Source organism: Sphingobium sp. DC-2, from assembly GCF_000722555.1.
Lineage (GTDB): Bacteria > Pseudomonadota > Alphaproteobacteria > Sphingomonadales > Sphingomonadaceae > Sphingobium > Sphingobium quisquiliarum.
On sequence record NZ_JNAC01000051.1, the window covers coordinates 149,163 to 170,864 of the forward strand.

At 65.6% G+C, this 21,702-nt stretch carries 20 protein-coding genes; 7 read left to right on the forward strand and 13 right to left on the reverse strand.

All coding sequences use genetic code 11. From position 1 onward, the window contains the following. Window positions 1-10 precede the first annotated feature (10 nt). Window positions 11-1,453 carry an efflux transporter outer membrane subunit gene (locus tag ET21_RS0111455; protein ID WP_037470757.1) on the forward strand — a complete coding sequence of 481 codons (1,443 nt, stop codon included), beginning with the start codon at window positions 11-13 and terminating at the stop codon, window positions 1,451-1,453. Between the two features lie 4 nt (window positions 1,454-1,457). On the opposite strand, the gene ET21_RS0111460 is transcribed toward ET21_RS0111455, so the two are convergent. The 6 genes from ET21_RS0111460 to ET21_RS0111485 all read right to left on the reverse strand — a co-directional run bounded on the left by ET21_RS0111460 (window position 1,458) and on the right by ET21_RS0111485 (window position 8,602). Continuing rightward, window positions 1,458-2,822: an efflux transporter outer membrane subunit gene (locus ET21_RS0111460; protein WP_030539798.1), complete on the reverse strand. Its 1,365-nt coding sequence runs from the start codon at window positions 2,820-2,822 to the stop codon at window positions 1,458-1,460. Continuing rightward, a complete protein-coding gene (locus ET21_RS0111465) occupies window positions 2,819-3,988 on the reverse strand; it encodes an HlyD family secretion protein (RefSeq protein WP_081856694.1) in 1,170 nt (389 codons plus the stop codon). Before ET21_RS0111465 ends, ET21_RS0111460 begins: the two co-directional genes overlap by 4 nt. Then, a complete protein-coding gene (locus ET21_RS0111470) occupies window positions 3,985-5,637 on the reverse strand; it encodes an MFS transporter (RefSeq protein ID WP_030539800.1) in 1,653 nt (550 codons plus the stop codon). The genes ET21_RS0111465 and ET21_RS0111470 overlap by 4 nt, the downstream gene beginning before the upstream one ends. Before the next feature lie 170 nt (window positions 5,638-5,807). Next, window positions 5,808-7,319 carry an acetyl-CoA hydrolase/transferase family protein gene (locus tag ET21_RS0111475; RefSeq protein WP_030539801.1) on the reverse strand — a complete coding sequence of 504 codons (1,512 nt, stop codon included), beginning with the start codon at window positions 7,317-7,319 and terminating at the stop codon, window positions 5,808-5,810. A 114-nt stretch (window positions 7,320-7,433) separates the two neighbouring features. Further along, entirely contained in the window at window positions 7,434-8,099 is a 666-nt protein-coding gene (locus tag ET21_RS0111480; protein WP_030539802.1) for an NAD(P)-dependent oxidoreductase, read from the reverse strand. Window positions 8,100-8,218: 119 nt separating this feature from the next. Then, window positions 8,219-8,602, reverse strand: coding sequence for a hypothetical protein (locus tag ET21_RS0111485; protein ID WP_030539803.1), 384 nt, complete (start codon window positions 8,600-8,602; stop codon window positions 8,219-8,221). Window positions 8,603-8,822: 220 nt separating this feature from the next. Here ET21_RS0111485 and pncB point away from each other — a divergent pair, with 220 nt between their 5' ends. After that, window positions 8,823-10,127, forward strand: coding sequence for a nicotinate phosphoribosyltransferase (gene pncB, locus ET21_RS0111490; protein ID WP_030539804.1), 1,305 nt, complete (start codon window positions 8,823-8,825; stop codon window positions 10,125-10,127). A gap of 57 nt (window positions 10,128-10,184) precedes the next feature. Here pncB and ET21_RS0111495 read toward each other — a convergent pair whose 3' ends face one another. Further along, window positions 10,185-10,724, reverse strand: coding sequence for a TetR/AcrR family transcriptional regulator (locus ET21_RS0111495; RefSeq protein ID WP_030539805.1), 540 nt, complete (start codon window positions 10,722-10,724; stop codon window positions 10,185-10,187). 103 nt (window positions 10,725-10,827) lie between these two features. Between ET21_RS0111495 and ET21_RS0111500 the strand changes: the two genes are divergently transcribed. Beyond that, window positions 10,828-11,145: a multidrug efflux SMR transporter gene (locus tag ET21_RS0111500; RefSeq protein ID WP_030539806.1), complete on the forward strand. Its 318-nt coding sequence runs from the start codon at window positions 10,828-10,830 to the stop codon at window positions 11,143-11,145. A 124-nt stretch (window positions 11,146-11,269) separates the two neighbouring features. Here the strand turns inward: ET21_RS0111500 and ET21_RS0111505 are convergent, their stop codons facing one another. Continuing rightward, window positions 11,270-11,734 carry a membrane protein gene (locus ET21_RS0111505; RefSeq protein WP_030539807.1) on the reverse strand — a complete coding sequence of 155 codons (465 nt, stop codon included), beginning with the start codon at window positions 11,732-11,734 and terminating at the stop codon, window positions 11,270-11,272. A 231-nt stretch (window positions 11,735-11,965) separates the two neighbouring features. Here ET21_RS0111505 and ET21_RS0111510 point away from each other — a divergent pair, with 231 nt between their 5' ends. From ET21_RS0111510 to ET21_RS0111525, 4 genes are read left to right on the forward strand one after another with little or no spacing between them, the layout of a single operon-like run. Next, window positions 11,966-13,150, forward strand: coding sequence for an acetyl-CoA C-acyltransferase (locus tag ET21_RS0111510; protein ID WP_030539808.1), 1,185 nt, complete (start codon window positions 11,966-11,968; stop codon window positions 13,148-13,150). A 20-nt stretch (window positions 13,151-13,170) separates the two neighbouring features. After that, complete coding sequence (locus ET21_RS0111515) at window positions 13,171-13,935, forward strand: SDR family NAD(P)-dependent oxidoreductase (RefSeq protein WP_030539809.1); 765 nt, start codon at window positions 13,171-13,173, stop codon at window positions 13,933-13,935. Beyond that, the gene (locus ET21_RS0111520; RefSeq protein WP_030539810.1) at window positions 13,932-15,122 is read left to right on the forward strand and encodes an acyl-CoA dehydrogenase family protein; all 1,191 of its coding nucleotides are present in this window, start codon (window positions 13,932-13,934) and stop codon (window positions 15,120-15,122) included. The genes ET21_RS0111515 and ET21_RS0111520 overlap by 4 nt, the downstream gene beginning before the upstream one ends. After that, entirely contained in the window at window positions 15,119-16,186 is a 1,068-nt protein-coding gene (locus ET21_RS0111525; protein ID WP_030539811.1) for a phosphotransferase, read from the forward strand. The genes ET21_RS0111520 and ET21_RS0111525 overlap by 4 nt, the downstream gene beginning before the upstream one ends. Before the next feature lie 35 nt (window positions 16,187-16,221). On the opposite strand, the gene ET21_RS0111530 is transcribed toward ET21_RS0111525, so the two are convergent. The 5 genes from ET21_RS0111530 to ET21_RS0111550 all read right to left on the reverse strand — a co-directional run bounded on the left by ET21_RS0111530 (window position 16,222) and on the right by ET21_RS0111550 (window position 21,627). After that, a complete protein-coding gene (locus tag ET21_RS0111530) occupies window positions 16,222-17,106 on the reverse strand; it encodes a TauD/TfdA family dioxygenase (protein ID WP_030539812.1) in 885 nt (294 codons plus the stop codon). 78 nt (window positions 17,107-17,184) lie between these two features. Continuing rightward, a complete protein-coding gene (locus ET21_RS0111535) occupies window positions 17,185-18,321 on the reverse strand; it encodes an NADP-dependent oxidoreductase (RefSeq protein WP_081856697.1) in 1,137 nt (378 codons plus the stop codon). Continuing rightward, window positions 18,318-18,689 carry a hypothetical protein gene (locus tag ET21_RS0111540; protein WP_051768129.1) on the reverse strand — a complete coding sequence of 124 codons (372 nt, stop codon included), beginning with the start codon at window positions 18,687-18,689 and terminating at the stop codon, window positions 18,318-18,320. The genes ET21_RS0111535 and ET21_RS0111540 overlap by 4 nt, the downstream gene beginning before the upstream one ends. Then, on the reverse strand, window positions 18,686-20,425 hold the full coding sequence (locus ET21_RS0111545) for an amidohydrolase family protein (RefSeq protein ID WP_030539815.1): 1,740 nt from the start codon (window positions 20,423-20,425) through the stop codon (window positions 18,686-18,688). The genes ET21_RS0111540 and ET21_RS0111545 overlap by 4 nt, the downstream gene beginning before the upstream one ends. After that, complete coding sequence (locus ET21_RS0111550; RefSeq protein ID WP_081856698.1) at window positions 20,422-21,627, reverse strand: amidohydrolase family protein; 1,206 nt, start codon at window positions 21,625-21,627, stop codon at window positions 20,422-20,424. The genes ET21_RS0111545 and ET21_RS0111550 overlap by 4 nt, the downstream gene beginning before the upstream one ends. Window positions 21,628-21,702: the final 75 nt, after the last annotated feature.

Here is a 21,702-nt window from a genome sequence, read left to right on the forward strand (position 1 = left end):
GACATATGAGATGAGAAAGACCCTACTTCCCCTTTTGCTCGGCGCTTCGGCTTTGACCGCCTGCGCGGCGGGGCCGGATTATAAGGCTCCGGCCACCCCAAGCGCGGCTGCGGGCGCGTTCATTGGGGCGGCTAGTCCGGCGGTGAGCGTGGCGGAGCCTGATGGCGACTGGTGGCGGCTGTATAATGATCCGGTGCTGGACGAGCTGGTGCGCGATGCGCTGGCCGCGAATACCGACATTCGCGTGGCTGTCGCTCGGCTGGAAAAGGCGCGGGCGGGGCTGCGTGGCGCGCGGTCGGACAGGCTGCCGCAGACGAGCCTTAGCGTGCAGCCGACCTATGGCCGGGCGTCCGCCGCGCAGACTTTGCCGGGCGCTGATCGAGAGAATTGGACCGTCAATGCCGGGCTGGACGTCGCTTATGAGGTGGACCTGTTCGGCCGGGTAAAGCGCAGCATCGAAGCGGCGAAGGACGACGTCAACGCGGCGGCGGGCGATGCTGACGCGGTGCGGGTGGCTGTGGTTGCGGATACGGCGCGGGCTTATGTGGATGCGACCAGTTCGGCGGAGCGTATCGCCGTGGCGGAGCAGACCGTGGCGCTGCTCGACAAGAGCATCCGCATCACCAATGCGCGGTTTGAAGTGGGCCGGTCCGACCGGCTGGATGTAATCCGCACGACTGCCTTGCGGGACCAACAGGCGGCGCTGATCCCAAGTCTGGTGGCGGATCGGGACAGTGCGCTGTTCCGGCTGGCGACGCTCACCGGACGGACGCCGCAGGAATTGCCTGCCGTGGTTCGGGAGCAGAAGGTGACGCCGGATCTCAAGCAGCCCATTCCGGTCGGCGACGGCCGCGCCCTGCTCGCCCGCCGCCCGGATGTGCGCGCAGCCGAACAGCGGCTGGCGGCGGACACGGCGCGCATCGGGGTTGCTACGGCGGACCTTTATCCCCGCATCACTTTGGGCGGCTCCATCGGCACCACGGCGATCGGCGGCGGCGACATATTGGGCGGCGGACCGTTCCGCTGGCTGCTGGGGCCGCTGATCAACTGGGCCTTCCCCAATCAGGAAGCCAACCGCGCCCGCATCGCCGCTGCAAAGGCCGACGCCAGCGCGTCCCTCGCGACATTCGACGGCACGGTGCTGCGGGCGCTGGAGGAAACCGAAACGGCGCTGTCGGTCTATGCCCACGCGCTGGAGCGGCGCGATACCCTCAAGGCCGCGCGCGAAGCCGCGGACCGGGCCGCACGCATCAGCCTTGCGCGGCAGCGGGAGGGAAGGATCGATTTCCTGACGGTGCTGGATGCTCAGCGCACGTTGGCGGCGGCGGAGAGCGAGCTTGCCACGGCGGAACGCGCGGTGGCCTTTGCTCAAGTTGATCTGTTCAAGGCACTGGCGGGCGGCTGGACCAGCGCATCGCCCGTGACCGCATCCCGAAGCGGACCGGCCCTGTAAAGGTTCAGGCGGACCAGCCGCCGCCCATTGCCTGATAAAGCGCGATCAGGGCGTTGAGCTGGTCGACCCGCAATTGGACGAGGCTCAGTTCCGCCGACAGCAAGGCCCGCTGGGCGTCAAGCTGCTCCAGATATGTCGTGTAGCCCGCCCTGTAGCGGTTCGTGGCAGGGCGCAGCGCGTCGGCCAGGGCGCTGCGCTGCGCTTCCAGCCGGACGTGCTGCGCCGCTAGGCGGTCGATGCCGATCAGGGCGTCGTCCACTTCGCGAAAGGCGGTCAACGCCGCCCGCTGGTAGGCGAAGGCGGCCTGATCGCGCCTTGCCGCCGCCCCTTCCACATTGGCGCGCAGCCGGCCGCCCTCGAACAGGGGGGCAAGGATGCTGGCGCCCAGAGACCAGATCGACAGCGGGTCGCTAAGCGCGGTCGACAGCGTCAGCCCGGCCGTGCCGGTGAGCCTGATGCTGGGCAGATATTGCGCGCGGGCCGCAGCCAGCGAACTGTCCGATGCCGCCAGAGTGCGCTCCGCCTGCGCCAGATCGGGCCGCCTGCGCAGCAGATCGGACGGCAGACCGGCGGGGACGGCCAACGGCCGCAGCCGGTCGAGCGACGCGCCACGCCCGATGGCGCGCGGAGACTCCCCGATCAGCAGGCTGAGCGCATTTTCCTGCCGCCCTATGGCGAGTTCGACCTGCGGCAGAAGCTGGGCCGCCGCTTCATATTCCGCCTGCGCCTGACGCAGTTCAAGGTCGGACGTATAGCCCGCCTCCGCGCGGGACCGCGCCAGCCGCAGCGCTTCCGCGCGGGAGGTGATGGTCGCCTGCACCACCGACCGCCGCATGTCGAGGCCAAGCAGCGTCACATATCCGGTGGCGGTGGCGGACGCGACCGCCAGGGCGGCCGCATCGCGGGCCGCTTCCGACGCTTGAGCGCTCAGGCGCGCGGCTTCCACCTGATTTGCGATCCGGCCGAACAGGTCCACCTCATAGGCGGCCTGGAACAGGGGTTGAGCGGATGTCGTCTCCGTGGACGTGCCCAGGGGACCGGCGCTGCGCGACCGCGTGACGCCCGCTCCCAGATCGAGCGACGGGAAAAGCTGCGCGCGGGCAAGCCGCTCATTGGCCCGCGCCTCCTGAACCCGCGCGGCGGCGATGGCCACATCCGGGTTGTTGGCCAGCGCCCGTTCGACAAGGCTGGTGAGCACGGGATCGCCAAAGCCCTGCCACCATCCCGGCGTTATGGCGGCGGCGGCAGGCAAGGGCGTCCGCCATCCGGGCGGCGGGCGGACCGATGACGATGCGGGACGCGGCGGATCGGGCGCGGTGCACCCCGCCAGCAGCACCGCCGTGCTCCACAGGGCCAGGGCCCCCTTCATCGCGGCGCTGGCGTGCCGCGCGTGACGACGCGTGCCTCGACCGACATGCCGGGGCTTAACCGGCGATAGAGCGGATCGTCCCGGTCTATCGCGATGCGGACGGTCAGCCGCTGGGGCACCTTGACGAAATTGCCGGTCGCATTGTCGGGCCGGATCACCGAAAATTCGCTGCCTGCCGCCGGGGCGAGGCTTTCCACCCGCCCCTTGATTTCGGCGCCGTTCAGTGCGTCGACGGTGAAGCTGGCGGGCTGTCCCGGCCGGATGAGCGCGGTCTGGCGCTCCTTGAAATTGGCCGAAACCCAAATGGCCGGCGGCACCAGGAACATGAGTTGACTGCCCGCCGTCACATATTGGCCCAGCCGGACCGACACTTCGCCCAGCCTGCCTGATTGCGGCGCGCGAATGATGGTGTTCGACAGGTCGATCTCCGCCAGCCGGAGCGCCGCCCGCGCATTTTCGACGCCCGCTTCCAGCCCGCCGCGCCCGACCAGCACCGATTGCACTTCCTCCCGGCCGATGGCGCGTTGCGCCTGCGCCTGCCGCACGGCGGCTTCCGCCTGCGCCAGCGCGGCGCGGGTCTGGTCACGCTCCCGCTCCGACACCGATCCTTCGTCCGCCAGTTCGTTGACGCGCCGCATGTCCGCCTGCGCGCGCAACAATTGCGCCCTTGCGCTGGCGATCGCCGCATCCTGTCCGCCCAGCGCCGCCTCGCGGGAACGCTGGTTCTGCTGGCTGTTCGCCAATGTGGCGAGTTGCGTCGAAAGATTGGCTTTCGCCTGGTCCACCCGCTGCCGGTAGATGCGATCGTCGATCCGCGCGAGTATCTGTCCCTGCTTCACATTGTCATAGTCGCGGACGAGGACCTGCGTCACATAGCCGCTGACTTGCGGCGCGATGATCGTGGTCTGCCCCCGCACATAGGCGTTGTCCGTCTCCTGCACATAACGGCGGAATGGAGGCAGGTCCCAGGCGTACAGGGCAAGCAGCGCGCCCGCGATCAGCAGCGCCACGAAGAAAATGGTGGCCCGGCGGCTCCCCCGTGGCGGCGCCCAGCCCCGCCGCGGCGCATCCGCATCCGTATCCGCGGATGGCTGGTCCGGCACCTCCACCGGATCGTCCAGCCGTCCCTTCGTTTCCGGCTGGGGCGTTCTGGACAGTTCATTCATTGCGCCGCTCGCTCCCGCATCCGCTGCATCGCGACCAACTCCTCAGCAACCGGATTGATGCCTTTTGCCCGCAAATAGATCCATCGCCCGCCCAGCCACAGCGTGACGAGCGACGCCACTACGCCGATCAGGAAGAAGACGTCATTATAGGCCAGGATATTCGCTTCGCGGCTGACCTGCTGGGCGAAAAGCGCGCCTCCTTCCGCCTGCCGCAGCAGCGGATCGCCCAGCGTCCGCGCATAGGCGCCGCCCAGTTGCTGGATGCGTTGCAGGACCAGCGGATCGGTCGCGCTCAGCGTCTCCACGATCTCCTGCGAATGCAGGCGCTCCCGCATGATCTGGTAACTGCCGAGCAGCGCCGTCCCGGCAAGGCCGCCGATCGTCTGCGCCATGCCGAACACGGCGGAAAAGCTGACGATATGGCTGGGTCCCCGCGAAAGGGCGCGCAATATGCCCACCATCGTCGCCGCGCCCATCCAGAACAGCGCCGCGAAGCCGATCAGGGCCTGGCTTGCATAGAGATTGGCCGGGCGGGTCAGGTTGGTGGCGTCCGCGTCCATGAAGGCGCCGATGGCGATGATCGCGACCGAAACGACGACAGGCCACAGAAGATCCTTGGGGTTGAGGGTCAGCACGCCCGCCGCGATGCCCGCGACAGCCGCCAGGGTAACGATCAGGTTCAATGTCACGAGCTGGTCGTTGGTCATCCCCGCCAGGGTCAGCAGGCCGATAGACCCGAAATTCTGTTCCGACAGCAGAATACGGATGATCGCGACGATCGCGATGAAGCGCAGCACGTTGCGCGTCCGCATCCAGCGCGTGTTGAGCAGCGGATTGGCGCGGTTATGCTCGATCAGCAGGGCAGCGCCGGTAAGGAGGATCGCCCCCGCCACCGCATAGCCAAGCCATGGCGTCGTCCACCACACCACGCGCCCCAGCGCAAGCACCGCGCAAAGCAGCGCCATGCCCGGCGCGAAAAGGCAGAAGGTGAGGAAATCGAGCGGCTCGAACGCCTTGATCCGCTCGCTCGGAGGCAGCCGCAGCAAAGCGGCGGACCCCAGGCAAAGCAGCGTCAGCCCCAGTTCAAGGACGAACAGATTCTGTATCTCTCCATTTCTGAGCAGCATGGGCGAAATGACGCGCGCCAGCGGCAAGGCCACCTGCGACAGGCCAAAGCCGATGATCATGCCCGCCAGACGCGCGGTCGCTGGCATGGCCTGCATGATGTAGAAGAAACAGAGGGTGGTAAGGCCGCTGCTCACTATCCCCGCCGCGCCCCGGACGATCAGTTCCACGGCATAGCTGTGCACGAACAGTTGCAGCACCGCGACGGTGAGGAAGCCGAGCAGCGACATTCTGATGAAGCGTTGCAGCCCGAATTGCTGCCTGAACTTGATGAGCAGCAGGCTCATGCACACGCTCGTCATCGAATAGATCGCGGTCAGCCACGCCCCCTCGACGGAGGTGAGGCCAAGGGAACCCTGTATCTGCGGCAGATTGGCGATGAGAAGCCCGTTGCCCAGACCCCCGGTCAACCCCAGCAGGGTGCCGATCGCGAAATATGCGGCGCGGCGGGCAGGCGGATGATCGGGCGTCGCGGGAGAGCCCGGCAGAAGGGGCCGCTCATGGGGAGCGAAGCTGTGCGCCATAGGCTCGCAATCCCTTCCGCCTGTTTGTCAAACGAGCCTTGCAGCAAGCCGCGCCATGCATGCCCAACCATTGTCGTTACCCAAGGGTTCCGAAATGCTATGGGTGAACCGCGGCCCTGACTAACATGGGGAGGCCGCGTAAAAGGCCGCCGCCCCACGGAGGAACTGGCTCATGCCAGCATCGAGCCGGTATCGATGAAGCGCTGGTGCCAGGACAGCGCTTCGCCGGGCAGCGACGGAGAATGCTGGCCATAGGCCCCTTTGCGGGCGCGCTCGAAATAGTCGGCAAGCGCCGGGCGATAGTCCGGGTGGGCGCAGTTTTCGATGATCAATGCGGCCCGCTGCCTGGGGCTGAGGCCGCGCAGGTCGGCAAGGCCCTGTTCGGTCACCAGCACCTGCACGTCCTGCGATATGTGATCGACATGGCTCGCCTGCGGCACGATGGCGGAGATCCTGCCCCCCTTGGCGGTCGAGGGCGTCATGAAGATCGAGATATAGGCGTTGCGTGCAAAGTCGCCCGACCCGCCGATCCCGTTCTGGATGCGCGAACCCATGACATGGGTGGAATTGACCGCGCCGTAGATGTCCGCCTCGATCAGGCCGTTCATGGCGATGCAGCCCAGCCGCCGGATCAGTTCGGGATGGTTGCTGATCTCCTGCGGGCGAAGGATCATCCTGTCGCGATAGCGCGCCATGTCCGCATTGATCCGGGCGGCCGCTTCCGGGCTCAGCGAAAAAGCGGTGGCGGACGCCATCAGCAGCTTGCCGGAATCCAGCAGGTCCAGCATGCCGTCCTGAATGACCTCCGTATAGGCGGTCATCTGCTCGAACGGGCTGGTCACCAGCCCGCTCAGCACCGCATTGGCGATATTGCCGACACCCGACTGTATCGGCAGCAGCGTGGCGGGCAGGCGGCCCCTTGCCACCTCATGCCGCAGGAATTCGAGCAGATGGCCCGCAATGGCATGCGCGGTGGCGTCAGGCGGCGCGAAGGGCAGGTTGCGGTCCGGCGCATCGGTCTCGACAATGGCGACGATCTTCTCTGGATCGCACCGGAAGCCCGGATCGCCAATCCGGTCGTCGGGCTGCGTGAGCGGAATGGGCACGCGATGCGGCGGCAGCGCCGTCCCGTAATAGATGTCGTGCATCCCCTCCAGCGCTTCATTCTGCCAGCGGTTGACCTCGATAATCACCTTCTGCGCCCGATCGAGCCAGGTCTTGTTGTTACCCACGGAGGAGGAAGGGATGAGGCTGCCGTCCGGGCGGATGCCCGACACCTCGACGACCGCCGTATCGAGCGGGCCCAGAAAACCCTGCCAGGCCATCGGCGCGACCTGGCTCAGATGCATGTCGAAATAATCCATCTGGCCCGCATTGATCTTCTCGCGCGCGACCGGATCGGAATTATAGGGCAGGCGGAATTCGATGCCGTCCGCCTTGGCCAGCGCGCCGTCCAGCTCAGGCCCTGTCGACGCGCCCGTCCAGACGCGCACGCGGAAAGGATCGCCCGCCGCATGCGCCGCTTCGATCCGGGCCGCAAGCGCGAGCGGCACTGCCTTGGGATAGCCGGACCCCGTGAACCCGCTCATCCCCACGGTGCTGCCCGGATCGATGAGGGCGGCGGCCTCTTCCCCGCTCATGACCTTCGTACGCAGCGCGGGGCAGGCAATTCGACTGTTCATTTTCGGTGAATCATCCTTGGTTTCAAATATGTTGACGGCTTAGCACAATCAGCGGGAAAGCGCCCTCCCCGGATCGGCCGCGTCCCTCTCCTTATGGGAACGCGGTCGAGTGCGTCAGCCTTGCCACTGGCCCTTCGGCGCGAGCAGCAGCTTGGCCCCGGCTTCGCCCTGTTCGAGCGTCAGAGCAACCAGCGCCCTCGCCACCGTGGCGAAGGTCAGAGTGGGATTTCCCGGCACCTTTTTCACCCGGTCGATGGGAATCAGGTCCCAATCGGGTTCGGCGGGTCCATCCTTCAGCACAACGGGATAGACCGCCGTCCAGCGGGCACGGCAATCATCAAGCGCCCGTTCCGCGATCTGCTTGTCACGGAACAGGTTCCTCGCGACGATGCCGGTGAGCAGAAGGCGGAGCATGGGGGATTGCCTGGACGCCGTATCGCCGACGCCCAGTGAGGACATGAGGACGAAGCGCTTCACGCCCGCATTGTTGATGGCTTCTATGACGCGTGGCAAGGTTCTTTGCTGAAAATCCACCCGCCTGAACAGCATGACCGGCGCCCAGCGCGCGCCAAGGCACCAAAGGACGGCATCGGCGCCCTTGAACGCGGCGGTCATTGCCGCTGCATCTTCGACGGGCCCGGTCACAATGGTGAGACCGGGCGAAGGCGCAAGCCTGGCAGGATTGCGGACATAGGCAAGCACTTCATGGCCCGCCGCCAGGGCTTCCTTCACCGCCAGAGCCCCGGTTGTTCCCGTCGCTCCCAAAATCACCAGCTTCATTTCGACCCACCCCTGCCGCTATCGAAGCGCACATAGCGGATCGCAGGATGCAACGTAAGGGGCCGCACCCGGCCGGATCTGGACATGGCGCTGCGCTGCTGGCCGCGCCTGCAACCTGTTCACGCCGCCTTCGCGCGGATCCTGTAGGCAAGGATGGCGAAGGCCCCCGTCAACAATCCATGGAGCAGCAGGAAATATTTCGCGATGTCCCGCGCTTCTCCGCTGCCCACGCCCCACGCGTCATTGGCGGCGACAGCGCCGAAACCGATCATGTTCGCCAGCACCACAGGGCGGATTTCCGAAGGATCAGCATTGCGCGACAGCCAGTTGAGCACGGCGATCCCCAGGAACGGCCCGCCCAGCAGCCGCAGCAGGGCGACAAGTTCGGGGCTGGCGTCCGGCGGAACCGCGCCGCGGCCGAACTGCAACGGCACGATCATGAGCGCGAAGCCCACCATCGCCAGGTAAATGGCCGAAAGGGTGAACAGCGCCTTTGCGTTCAAGCCTCATCTCCGTCCGCTGGAGCCGCTTTGGCGAAGGATTCCGGCTCCAAATGGTTCATGGTGCATTTCCTACCATATGCGCAGCAGGCGGCGAATATCATCACTCTTAATCCGGCGCGCTCCAATCCCGGCAGAGCTTCTGGAACTTGACCGGGGCTATCGCATATTCGTAGCGCTGGCCGCCCCTGCCTTCCACCTCGCCACCCGCTGAGGATCGACCATGCCCGTCACCGACATCGCCACTCGCGTCTATAATCATAGCTGGCGGCTCGATCCTGTCATTCGCAGCCTGCTCGACACGGATTTCTACAAGCTGCTGATGTTGCAGATGATCCGGCACCTGCATTCGGACGTGCAGGCGACCTTCTCGCTGATCAACCGCAGCACATCGGTACGGCTGGCGGACGTGATCGACGAAACGGAGCTGCGCGAGCAACTCGACCATGCCCGCACGCTCCGCTTCTCCAACAAGGAACTGATCTGGCTCGCGGGCAACAGCTTTTATGGCAAGAAACGCATGTTCTCGCCGGACTTCATCGAATGGCTGGCCGGTTTCCAGTTGCCGGACTATGAACTGCGCAAGACCGGCGGCCAGTTCGAACTGCACTTCGCCGGGCCGTGGACCCACACGACGATGTGGGAAATCCCGGCGCTCGCCATCGTCAACGAACTGCGGTCGCGCGCCGCGCTCAGGGGCAAGGGCCGCTTCGAACTGGACGTGCTCTACGCCCGCGCCAAGGCCAAGCTTTGGGAAAAGGTCGAACGGCTGCGCCAGCTTCCCGGCCTCGTCCTTTCCGATTTCGGCACCCGCCGCCGCCATGGCTTTCTCTGGCAACGCTGGTGCGTGGAGGCGCTCAAGGAAGGTTTGGGCAGCCGCTTCATCGGCAGTTCGAACGTGCTGCTCGCGATGGACAATGATCTGGAAGCGATCGGCACCAACGCGCATGAACTGCCGATGGTGCTGGCCGCCCTTGCCGGGGACGATGCCGGGGTGGCGTCCGCGCCCTACCGGGTGCTGGAGGAATGGCAGGCGCATTATGACGGAAACCTGCTGGTCGCGCTGCCCGACGCTTTCGGCACCACCGCCTTCCTCCGCAATGCGCCCGACTGGCTCGCCGACTGGACCGGCTTTCGTCCCGACTCCATGCCCCCGATCGAGGGCGGCGAGCAGATCATCGCCTGGTGGCAGGCGCATGGCCGCGATCCCCGCACCAAGCTGCTGATCTTTTCCGATGGCATGGACATCGACAGCATCGAAGCGACGTATCGCCACTTTCATGGCCGGGTGCGGATGAGTTTCGGATGGGGCACCAACCTCACCAACGACTTTCGCGGCTGCGATCCCGCTGGCGGGCATGGGCTGGAGCCGATCTCCCTCGTCGCCAAGGTGACCAGCGCCAACGGGCGTCCCGCCGTGAAGCTCTCCGACAATCCTTCCAAGGCGACCGGCGATCCTGCCGAAATCGAGCGATACCTGCGGATTTTCGGGCAGGATGGCCGCGCGGGAAAGGCGGTCGAGGTTTGATCGATCCCAGCCCTCAAGGCGCTGGTCCTTCACGGCCTGCCGCAGCAGCGCCGCCTGTCAACTGACCGCAAGATCTTGAGCGTCGGCCAGGATGGAATCCCACTCCGCCGCGGACATCGGCAGCAGGTTGAAATAGCGCAGGAAGAACGCGCCCTCCGTCGCGAAGAATGCCAGCCGCGCCAACCGGCTGCCTGGGTCATCGGCGGCCACTGGAACCGCGCGTTCGCCATACCATCGGCGCACCTCGTCCAGATGCGCCCCGGATTGCAGCAGGACCGCGATCAGATTGGCCGCGCGCCGGTGCTTGCCGTCGGCATAGCGCCTGGTCGTCGCCACATGCGCCGCCACGCGTTCGCCGGTGGTCGCCGATGTCCCGGCGGCCGCTTCGAACAGCGCGCGCTCCTCTTGCATCCAGCGGCCCAGCATGGCGGCAAGCATCGCTTCCTTGGTGCCGAAGCAGGATTGGACCCCGCCCTTGGTGATACCGGACGCCGCAGCGACCGCGCCTATGGTCAGCGCAGCCGCGCCGCGCGCAACGACGATCGCCTCCGCCGCATCGAGGACAGCGCCGCGATCGATCCTCTTGTTGCGCCCCATAGCATGCTTGCCTAATTCCAATACATGCGTATTCTTATTGCGCAGTTCCGGCCGTCCCGCAAGTCCCGCGGCGTCCGTGATGGCAAGGGATGGGAAGACGCGCATGAGCTGGATATATCTGTTTGCCGCCGGCCTGTTCGAAATCGGCTGGCCCGTCGGGCTGAAGATGGCGCAGTCGCCCGGACAACGCCTGCCCGGCATCACATTGGCGGTTGTCTTCATTATGGTGAGCGGCACGCTCCTCTGGCTGGCGCAGCGCCAGATCCCGATGGGGACGGCCTATGCCGTGTGGACCGGCATCGGTGCGGCAGGCACATTCGCGCTGGGGATCATCGTCTATGGCGATCCCGCCTCGCTTCTCCGCTTCCTGGGCGTGGCGCTGATCGTCGGCGGAGTGGCCGTCCTCAAACTCGCCAGCTGACCGCCCAACACCCTTCATCCAATCTGATATTTCATTCGCGAGATTTCCCTCGCCTACCCTGCTTCGCCTGGTCCGCCTTGACGACGAACGCAGCCTCTCGCCCGCGTCCATCGCCGCGCCAGCGTCAACTCCCGCGCGCCAGCAGACCGGGGTTCGCCACCGCAATTCCGGTACTCAGCACGATGGCGTCCTCGACGAAGCCGGTAGCGGTCTGGCCGTAGCGCCGCATGGCCGCGCAACGCAGACGCCAGCCAACATAGGATGAGGTCAAAGCCGTTCCCATCGCCACGGCAGCGCCCAACATTCGCTGGCCGCGCGGGGCGAGGGCGGCTCCTGCATAGGCGCTCGTGATCGCCCGCACGGCGAGACGGGCGGGCACGATCCGGTCGGGCGCCGACTTCATCTTGTCCCCGGCCATCTCCGCAGCCGCCAGAGCCGCCGTTCCCGCAGCGGCAAACGGATTGCGGAGCAGCCGTTGCAGCGGAAGCGCAACAGGCAGCGCACGGCGCCGCGTCGCCAGCGCGATCGATGCAAGCGGAATGATTCCGCGCTGCCCGGCCACCAGGCCGATGAGAAAGGAACGGATCATGCGCTGCCATCCTGTCTTGTGCTGAATGACCAAATGACCGGCGGCCCTGGTTTGATCCCGCAGCGGACAAATTGGTCATGTTCGCACTTGGTGGTTCTTCGCGGCCATGAGATGCTCAGGCATGAGCGTACAAGGCTGCGCCGCCGCAGGCGCAATATTCATGAGTGAATATCCCGCCTACCAGTGAGTTATATCGTCAGGTAAGGCTAAGGCCATAATAGGAGAGCAAGGATGCAGGACGATCCTGTCGTTATCGCTGGCTATGCCCGCACCCCGATGGGGGGTTTCCAGGGCGCGCTTTCGGCGCTCAAGGCCACTGAACTCGGCACGGTTGCGGTCAAGGCCGCTGTCGAGCGCGCGGGCGTGCCGCCGGACGCTGTGGACCGCATCTATATGGGCTGCGTGCTTCCCGCCGGGCTTGGTCAGGCGCCCGCACGGCAGGCGGCGCTGGGCGCTGGCCTTCCCCGGTCGGTCGACGCCACCACGGTCAACAAGATGTGCGGATCGGGCATGCAGGCGGCGATCATGGCGGCCGAAGCGCTTGCCGCTGGCGGCGCCGGGATCATCGTCGCGGGCGGCATGGAAAGCATGACGAACGCCCCCTATGCCCTGCCCAAGCACCGCTCCGGCGCGCGCATCGGCCATGACCGCGTCATCGACACGATGATGATGGACGGGCTTGAGGACGCCTATGAACCGGGCAAGGCCATGGGCGTCTTCGCTGAACAGGCCGTGCGCGACTATCAGTTCACGCGCGAGGAGCAGGATGATTATGCGATCCGCTCGCTCAACCGGGCCAGGGCGGCGATCGAGGCTGGCGCTTTCGTGCGCGAGATCGCGCCCGTCACCGTCCCCGGCCGGAACGGCGGCACGATCGTCGATACCGATGAACAGCCGGGCAAGGCAAAGCCGGACAAGATTCCCGCCCTCAAACCAGCATTCGTCAAGGACGGCACGATCACCGCCGCGAATGCGTCGTCCATCTCCGACGGCGCAGCCGCGCTCGTGCTGACGCGCAAAAGCGTCGCCGAAAGCCACGGATTGCCCATCGTCGCCACGGTCGCCGCCACAGCCGCCCACGCGCATGAGCCCGCACTGTTCACGACCGCGCCCGTGCCCGCGATCCGCAAGGTACTGGACAAGGCCGGCTGGTCGGTGGACGATGTCGATCTGTTCGAGGTGAATGAGGCCTTCGCCGTCGTCGCCATGATCGCGGCGAGAGACCTCGGCATCCCGGCGGACAAGCTCAACGTCAACGGCGGCGCGACCGCTCTTGGTCATCCGATCGGCGCGAGCGGCGCGCGCATCGTGGCGACGTTGATCGCCGCGCTTCAAAATCGCGGGCTCAAACGGGGCGTGGCGTCGCTGTGCATCGGCGGCGGCGAAGCGACCGCCATGGCTATCGAACTCAACTGATCGTCCGAAAAGGGGTTTGCATGATTATCGAAGGAGTTGCCGCCATCGTGACCGGCGGCGCATCGGGCCTGGGCGGCGCGACCGCAGCGCGACTCGCGAGGGCAGGCGCGAAGGTGACGATCTTCGACCTGAACGCCGAACTGGGCGAAGCGCATGCGAAGGCGATCGGCGGCCGTTTCACACAGGTCAACGTCACTGACGAAACCGCCGTGGAAACCGCGATCGAGAAAGCCGAGGCGCTGAACGGCAAGGCGCGCATCCTCGTCAACTGCGCTGGCATCGGCCCTCCGGCGAAAGTCATCGGCCGCGACGGCAAGGCAATCCCGCTCGCGGACTTTTCGAAGATCGTGACGATCAACCTGATCGGCAGCTTCAACGTCCTTTCAAAGTTCGCGGCGCGCATCCACGATGCCGACACGGTGGGCGTCGAGGAACGCGGCGTCATCGTCAACACCGCCAGCGTCGCCGCCTTCGACGGCCAGATCGGCCAGGCCGCCTACTCCGCGTCCAAGGGCGGGGTCGTCGGCATGACCCTGCCGATCGCGCGCGAGTTCGCCCGCTACGGCATCCGGGTGATGACCATCGCGCCGGGCATCTTCCTCACCCCCCTGCTCGCCAGCCTGCCGCAGGAGGCGCAGGATTCGCTGGGCAGCCAGGTCCCCTTCCCCGCCCGTCTCGGCCAGCCTGACGAATATGCGCTGATGGTCGAGCAGATCGTCGCCAATCCGATGCTGAACGGCGAGGTCATCCGCCTGGACGGCGCGATCAGGATGGCGCCGAAATGAGCGGCGCCGGACCAGAGCGCACCGCCGCCATCGCGGCCAGGGTGGAAGCCTTCGTCCGCGATGTGGTGGCGCCCTATGAAACCGACCCCCGCCGCGACCATCATGACTGCCCGGCGGAGGAACTGGTCGCCGAACTCAAGCAGAAGGCGCGCGAAGCCGGGGTTCTGACGCCGCACATCCTGCCGGACGGCAGTCACCTCACCCAGCGCGAGACCGCGATCGTGCTTGCAAAGACAGGCCTGTCGCCCCTGGGTCCGCTCGCCTGCAACACGGCTGCGCCCGATGAGGGCAATATGTATCTGCTGGGCAAGGTCGGTAGCCCGCAGATCAGGGAGCGGTTCCTGAGGCCCCTGGTCGAAGGACGCACCCGGTCCGCCTTCTTCATGACCGAACCGGCGCTGGAGGGCGGCGCTGGCTCCGACCCGTCGATGATGATGACGGCCTGCCATCAGGACGGCAATCACTGGGTCATCAACGGGCGCAAGGCCTTCATCACCGGCGCCGAGGGCGCGGGCATCGGCATCGTCATGGCCAAGTCGGCGGACGGCGCCTGCATGTTCCTGGTCGACCTGCCCGACCCGGCGATCCGCATCGACCATATCCCCGGCACGATCGACAGTTCGATGCCCGGCGGCCATGCCGTGCTGACCATCGACAATCTGCGGGTGCCCGCCGATCAGATGCTGGGGAATTCTGGCGAAGGCTTCCAATATGCGCAGGTGCGCCTCAGCCCGGCGCGGCTGTCGCACTGCATGCGATGGCTGGGCGCTTGCATTCGCGCGAATGAGATCGCGACCGACTACGCCAACCGGCGCATGGCCTTCGGCAAGACGCTGATCGACCATGAAGGCGTGGGTTTCATGCTCGCGGAAAACCTCATCGACCTGAAACAGGCCGAACTGATGATCGATTGGTGCGCGGATGTGCTGGACACAGGGTCGCTTGGCACGGCCGAAAGCTCCATGACCAAGGTCGCGGTGTCCGAAGCGCTGATGCGGGTCGCAGATCGCTGCGTCCAGGTAATGGGGGGCATGGGCGTCACCAAGGACACGATCGTGGAGCAGGTATTCCGTGAGATCCGGGCCTTCCGCATCTATGATGGCCCGACCGAGGTTCATAAATGGAGCCTCGCCAAGAAGATCAAGCGCGACTGGAAAGCGGCGCAAGCCGGGACGGAACAGCCGTGAGCGCCCTGGGGCAGGAGGCCAATGCCGGGACAAGCCCGGTGCGCGACGCCCATCGTTTTGACGAGGCGGCGCTGGAGCGCTGGATGACGGCGCATGTCGAGGGCTATCGGGGGCCGCTGACGGTCGAGCAGTTCAAGGGCGGGCAATCCAATCCGACCTACAAGCTGGTGACTCCGGGCCGCAGCTATGTGCTCAGGCGCAAGCCGCCGGGAACTACGCTAAAGGGCGCGCATGCGGTCGATCGCGAGGCGCGGGTGCTGACGGCGCTGGGCGGCACCGGCTTTCCGGTGGCGCGGGTCTATGGCCTGTGCACTGACGAAAGCGTGATCGGCAGCTGGTTCTATGTCATGGAAATGGTCCAAGGGCGCATCTTCTGGGATGCCACCTTCCCCTCCGTGTCCCGCGACGAGCGCCCCGCCTATTTCGACGCGATGAACGCCACGATCGCGCAGTTGCACGGCATCGATCATGCCGCGATTGGGCTGGAAGATTATGGCAGGCCGGGCAACTATTTCACGCGGCAGATCGGCCGCTGGTCGCGCCAATATCTGGAAGATCAGGATGCCGGGCGCGATCCGGACATGGACGCGCTGATCGCCTGGCTGCCGGATCATATTCCCGCTGGCGAGGAAAGCAGCATCGTCCATGGGGATTTCCGCTGCGACAATATGATCTTCCACCCCACCGAGCCGCGCGTGCTGGCAGTGCTCGACTGGGAACTCTCGACGCTTGGGCACCCGCTTGCCGACTTCGCCAATCACGCGATGATGTACCAGATGCCTCCCGATATCGTCGCGGGGCTGGGCGGGGCGGACCTCCAGGCGCTGAACATCCCGTCAGAGGCGGATTATGTCGCCGCCTATTGCGCACGCACCGGCCGCACCGGCATTCCCAATTGGGATTTCTACGTCGCCTTCAACTTTTTCCGGCTGGCGGCGATCTTCCACGGCATCAAGGGGCGCGTGATACGCGGCACCGCCGCATCAGCCCATGCACGCGAACGCGCCCAAGCCCTGCCCCGCCTGTCCGCTCTGGCACGCCAGGCAATGGAGAAATGCCGGTGAGCGGCGCGCCTGTCCTCGTCATGCCGGAAACAGCGTCAACCAGCCTCCTCGGCGATCTCGTCTAGCGCATGGATGTCGCCGCGTGCCCAGGCAGCGACCCGCGGATCGTTCAGGTCGAACTGAGGACAAAGATCAAAGAAGCTCTTGGCCGCAAGCGCTATTCGGCGCAGACGGCGGGGCGTATGCGTGGTCAGATCCGGGCGGCTGTGTTGAAGCGCGATATTGTCCCAGATCACCAGGTCGCCATCATACCAACGGTGTTCATAGACATTCTCCGGCGCATAGAGGGTCGAGAACAGCTCCTCCAGGAGGCTCTCGCCTTCCTCCTGCGGCAGTCCGCCGATCCTGGCGGTCTGCATCTGGCTTACATAGAGCACCGGCTCTCCAGTCTCCGGGTGCGGCAGGATCGCGGGACGGGTCTGCTGCGGGAAGAACGGGGGCAGCGTATAGGCAAGCTGACGATGCGATTGCACCGGCGAGATGAGCGCGACCGCATCCATTCCCGCGACACGCGCGCGAAGCGCATCGGGGAGCAACGTCACCGCGCGGGTGGCGCTGGCGAAACGCGTGGCGCTCTGCCCTGGATTGACCTCCAGTGCGTAGAGCGAAAGCCCCTTGAAGGGTTCGGGGGTAAAGGAAAGGTCGCTGTGCCAGCATAGCGGCCCCGCTCCAAGATTGCCGTCCGACGATATCTCCCGATACTCGCCCCTTGAACCCAGAACCGGCCCTATATGGGCCAGCAGCGCTGCATGCTGGTCTTCGGTGATGGACTGGTTGCGGAAGAGAAGCAGCTTCTCCCTGTAGAAAAGGTCGCGAAGCGCCTCCCCCTCGCCCTCGCTCATTGGAACGGAAAGGTCACGCACCACCTCGACCCCGAAGGGTTCCAAGGCTTTTGTCTCGAACGCGAAATTTCCCTGCATGCTTCATCTCCAGTTCGGCGCCACGGCCTGTTCGGCCTGACCCGCTGCTGCTGTGTGAATCCTGATGTCGCGCCCCGCCTAAGGCCCGCGCCCGCCCACGCTTGTGTCCGGGCTGACCTGCACGAGCAGCTTGCCGCCGCCCGACTGTCCACTCAGGCAATCCGCCAGCGCCTGCGGCACCTCTTCAAGGCCCTGATAAAGCTGCTGACGATAGGCCAGCGAACCTTCGCGCCAAAGCCGGACCACTTCCTCCCGGAAAGCGGGATAGTCGTCCTCATAATCGAGCACGACAAATCCCTGAACGCGAAGGCGTTTGCCAAGGATCGTGCCGGTCGGCAGGACGCTCTGCTCCGCGCCGCCATATTCCGCCGCCATCCCGCACACGATCAACCGGCCGAAGGGCTTCAGCCGGTCGAACACAGGGCGCTGGAGGAAACCGCCTGCATTGTCGAAATAAATGTCCACTCCCGCAGGCGCGAGCCGGTCGAGCGCTGCGCCAACATCTTCGGCCTTGCGATCGATGCACGCGCGCGCGCCGAGCGTCTGCACGAAATCGCATTTGCTGGCGCCGCTGGCTATGCCGATCACGTCCAGCCCCTCCCGCTTCGCAAGCTGAACCACCATCATCCCGACCGCGCCTGCGGCCGAAGATACCACGATCGTCTCGCCCGCTTTCGGGTCCGCTACCCGGCGGTAACCGCACCATCCCGTGAAAGCCGATCGGCCGAGCAGGCCAAGATCCGCCTCGATCGGCAACTGGGCTGGATCAAGCTTGATAGATGCGTCGCCATGGATCGCTTCATAGAGCTGGCAATAGCGGCCGCCGAAGACGAAATCTCCCGGCGCATAGTCAGGGTGACGGGATTGGATCACCTCGCCGACCGTCCCGCCCGCGAATTTGGACATGGACGGGACAATGCCCGATCGCATCCGCTCGCCTATGCCGATGCGCGTTGGGTTGGGCACATCATCGTCCGCGCCACCGACGCGGCCAGCCCCTGCTCCCTGCGCGACATCCGGCGCTTCTCCCTTGTAGGGCAGCAGCGGCCGGACCCCCGGCGCGATGCTGATGTAGATGGTGCGGACCAGCAGTTCCCTGTCGCCAATCTCAGGCATTGGCAGCGGCTCGACCGCGAAGTCTTCGGCAACGGGAAACCCGTCGATCGGCCGGGCGACGCGCAACACCCGGTTCGCATCGGCAGCAGGCATGCTCATGGCACCGCCACCGGCGTGACGAAATCGATTTCGGCCTTTACGATATAATCCTCCACCATCTGCGGCCCGCCGCGTGATGCGTCGATCGAATAGGCGCCCGTGTCAGGATCGTAGCCGGTCCGGCTGACGGCCTTACGTTCGGGATCGGCATAGTAGCGGGCAGCGCCTTCTGCGAAATTGTCGTGGCTTATCGCCCAGGTGAAAATGCTATTCTCGCGATCGGCATAGGCGAAGGGAATGTCGAAGCCACAGCGGCGGCGGATCACGGCGATCCGCTCCCAGACCTTCATATACTCGTCCCATCGATCAGGCGCGATCCAGTAACGCTTCAATTGTGTCGCGCGGCCAGCGGCAGGAGCCTCGTTCATGATGATGCTCCCTGGGCAAGCCGCTGTGCGGAGCCGCGCACCAATTTGCCTGGGCGTGCCTCGGTCGGCCGGTCGTTCCGGCGGATCGGCACGCCCGATACCAGCGTCGCGACATAGCCTTCAGCATCCTGCGTCACTCTGCGCCCGCCAGCCGGCAGGTCATGGCTCACACGCGGCGACAGCAGCTTCAGGCGATCGAAGTCGATGATGTTGAGATCGGCTTTCAAACCCGGAGCGATCCGCCCGCGATCATTCAGCCCGACCGCGGCGGCGGGATCGGAAGTGAGCCCCTGCACCACCTCAGACAGGCCGAGCCGTGGCCCCTTCTGCCGGTCCCGAACCCAATATTGGAGCATGAAGGTGGGCAGGCTTGCGTCGCAGAGGAAGCCCAGATGCGCGCCGCCATCGCCCAGACCGTAAACCGTATCCGGGTGCGACAGCATCTCGCGCGAGGGCTCCAGATTGCCGTAGGCGAAGTTGACGCTGGGCAGCATCAGCACGCCCTGCCCTTCCTCTTCAAGCATGGCGTCATAGGCCTCTGCCTCAGGGGTGGTGCCACGCCTTGCCGCGCGCGCCGCCATGTTGTCGCTGACATCCGGCTCGTAATCGGGCGAAGCGCCTAGCGCATACATATCCCCGAACCCGCGAATATAGTTCGCAGCGACATGGTCCGACGGATCGGGCGTCTCGCTGATGATCGCGGCGCGCGTCGCCGGATCGGCCAGCGCCCTGCGCCGTTCGGCCGGGGAAAGCTTCGCCAGCCGCTTGAAGCTGGGCGTGAAGCTGAAAGGGTTCATCCCCATCTCAAAGCCCAGAAGCATTCCAACGGGTCGGCCGCTGACCTGCCCCTTGACCGGCAGTCCGTCCGCGCGGCATCTTTCCAGCCAGCGCAGCACCGTGCGCCATTTTTCGGGCGAATGGTGCCACTGCATCAGGGAGATCGACAGTGGCCGCCCGGACCGCTCCACGATCCGGCGGATCATCGCGAGTTCACTCTCTACATCGTCGAGGTCGGAGACGAGTTGCAGCACCCCATGCCCGCTCGCCGCCACCGCCTCGGCAATGGTGGCAAGCTCCTCCTCGGCCGCTTCCAGGGTCGGAATGTGGGTGCCGTCGCTCGACCGGTGATTGATCGTGCGTGAAGTCGCAAAGCCGAGCGCCCCGGCGTCCATGGCCTCCTTCGTCAGCCGCGCCATCAGCTTGCGGTCCTCTGCCGTCGCGGGTTCCCGCTGCACGGCGCGATCCCCCATGGCATAGACGCGCAGCGCCGCATGGGGCACTTGCGCGGCGACATCGATGTCGAACCGGCGCGCTTCAAGGAAGTCGAGATAGTCTGGAAAGCTTTCCCAGCGCCATGGCAGCCCTGCGGTCAGCACTGGCTCGGGCAGGTCCTCCACCCCTTCCATCAGGTGGACGAGCTGCTCGCGGTCGCCGGGGCGGCAAGGCGCGAAGCCGATCCCGCAATTGCCCATGACAGCCGTGGTAACACCATGGCCTGAGGACGGCGTAAGCGTCTCCTCCCATGTGACCTGACCGTCATAATGGGTGTGGATATCGACAAAGCCGGGCGTCACGAGCAGACCTGCGGCCTCGATCTCCTCCGCCCCCCGCCCGTCGACGGCGCCCACCGCCGCGATGCGTCCTCCGGCGATCGCGACATCGCCCGTAAACGGCTCACCGCCCGACCCATCGACGATGGTGCCGCCGCGCACGACTAAATCATATAGATCAGTCACCACCCGATCCCATAAAGCCCGGCGGCATTGTCGCGGAGAATCCAGCGCTTCTGCTGCTCGCTAAGGTGCGCCGTCTGGCCCAGCAGCAACTCCCGGCTCCACGGCCAGGTCGAATCGCTGTGCGGGAAATCATTGGCCCACATCAGGCGCCGCGGATTGACCATGTCGATGACCCGGAAAGCGGTCCAGTCGTCCTGGAAGGTCAGATAGACATTCTCGGCCAGATACTCGCTGGGCAGCCGTTCCATGTCGCCCATCTTCATCCAGAAGCGGTGACGCTTGTAGCCGTGATCCATGCGATAGGCGAAGTGCGGCAGCCAGCCTGCGTCGGCTTCCACGCAGACGAGGCGAAGCTGCGGGTGGCGTTCGAACACGCGCCCCCACACGAAGGTGCCGACGATGTCCTGGATCGACTTGAGCAGCGCCTGGGCTGCGTTCTGCGGTGGCCCGCGATGCGCACTGATGCGCTGGCCCGCGCTACCGACGCTGTTCGCGCCGTCCGAGCGGCTGGTCAGAATGTGGAAGCTGACCGGCAGTCCGAGATCGACCGCCGCTTCCCACAAAGGATCGAAGACGGGCGAGTCATAATCCTCCTCAGTCGCCGGATTGCCGGGCATCATTACGCCTCGGAAACCCCATTCCTTGAACCGGCGAAATTCCTCTATGGTCTCCGGCACGGAGCGCACCGCCGTCTGGCCAACGCCGAACAGACGATCCGGTGCGGCCGCGATGAACTCCTCGCTCAACCAGCGATTGTAGGCCCACATGCAGGCATGTTTGAAGTCGGCATCGGGATGGTTGCATAGGACCATGCCGACCGATGGATAGATGATCTCGCCCGCAATGCCGTCACGCTCCTGATCGGCAACCCGCGCCGCGCCATCCCATCCGCCGCGATGCAGGTCGGCGAAACGTGTCTCGCCCTTGCGGATGTCGCGCGGATCCTTGCCCGCTGCGGCGACGATGCCCATCGGCACCGTGCCCGGCATTCCGTCAATGACGAAGGCGTCGCCACCATCATCGCCTGTGGCGATGCGTGGTGCGCGATCCCGGTAAGCGGGATCGATATAGTCGATGTAGCAATGCGGCGGCTCGGTAACGTGAGAGTCCGCCGAGATCAGGCCTTTTGGCAGGCTGTTGTTCGCCGCTACGCCGCTCGTGGCGTCGATGGTATCGAGTATCGGATTGGTGACAGAGTTCATTCGGTTTCTTCCTGTGCAGAGCAATGCCGGAGTGAAGATCAGCGGCCGCACACAATCAGCAACGCCGCTCCGATC

Coding starts and splice junctions, on each gene's coding strand:
- ET21_RS0111460 (WP_030539798.1), bottom strand. CDS start 2,822: ATGAAGGGGGCCCTGGCCCTGTGGAGCACGGCGGTGCTGCTGGCGGGG.
- ET21_RS0111480 (WP_030539802.1), bottom strand. CDS start 8,099: ATGAAGCTGGTGATTTTGGGAGCGACGGGAACAACCGGGGCTCTGGCG.
- ET21_RS0111455 (WP_037470757.1), top strand. CDS start 11: ATGAGAAAGACCCTACTTCCCCTTTTGCTCGGCGCTTCGGCTTTGACC.
- ET21_RS0111465 (WP_081856694.1), bottom strand. CDS start 3,988: ATGAATGAACTGTCCAGAACGCCCCAGCCGGAAACGAAGGGACGGCTG.
- ET21_RS0111510 (WP_030539808.1), top strand. CDS start 11,966: ATGCAGGACGATCCTGTCGTTATCGCTGGCTATGCCCGCACCCCGATG.
- ET21_RS0111475 (WP_030539801.1), bottom strand. CDS start 7,319: ATGAACAGTCGAATTGCCTGCCCCGCGCTGCGTACGAAGGTCATGAGC.
- ET21_RS0111505 (WP_030539807.1), bottom strand. CDS start 11,734: ATGATCCGTTCCTTTCTCATCGGCCTGGTGGCCGGGCAGCGCGGAATC.
- ET21_RS0111535 (WP_081856697.1), bottom strand. CDS start 18,321: ATGAGCATGCCTGCTGCCGATGCGAACCGGGTGTTGCGCGTCGCCCGG.
- pncB (WP_030539804.1), top strand. CDS start 8,823: ATGCCCGTCACCGACATCGCCACTCGCGTCTATAATCATAGCTGGCGG.
- ET21_RS0111540 (WP_051768129.1), bottom strand. CDS start 18,689: ATGAACGAGGCTCCTGCCGCTGGCCGCGCGACACAATTGAAGCGTTAC.
- ET21_RS0111550 (WP_081856698.1), bottom strand. CDS start 21,627: ATGAACTCTGTCACCAATCCGATACTCGATACCATCGACGCCACGAGC.
- ET21_RS0111495 (WP_030539805.1), bottom strand. CDS start 10,724: ATGGGGCGCAACAAGAGGATCGATCGCGGCGCTGTCCTCGATGCGGCG.
- ET21_RS0111470 (WP_030539800.1), bottom strand. CDS start 5,637: ATGGCGCACAGCTTCGCTCCCCATGAGCGGCCCCTTCTGCCGGGCTCT.
- ET21_RS0111520 (WP_030539810.1), top strand. CDS start 13,932: ATGAGCGGCGCCGGACCAGAGCGCACCGCCGCCATCGCGGCCAGGGTG.
- ET21_RS0111530 (WP_030539812.1), bottom strand. CDS start 17,106: ATGCAGGGAAATTTCGCGTTCGAGACAAAAGCCTTGGAACCCTTCGGG.
- ET21_RS0111515 (WP_030539809.1), top strand. CDS start 13,171: ATGATTATCGAAGGAGTTGCCGCCATCGTGACCGGCGGCGCATCGGGC.
- ET21_RS0111500 (WP_030539806.1), top strand. CDS start 10,828: ATGAGCTGGATATATCTGTTTGCCGCCGGCCTGTTCGAAATCGGCTGG.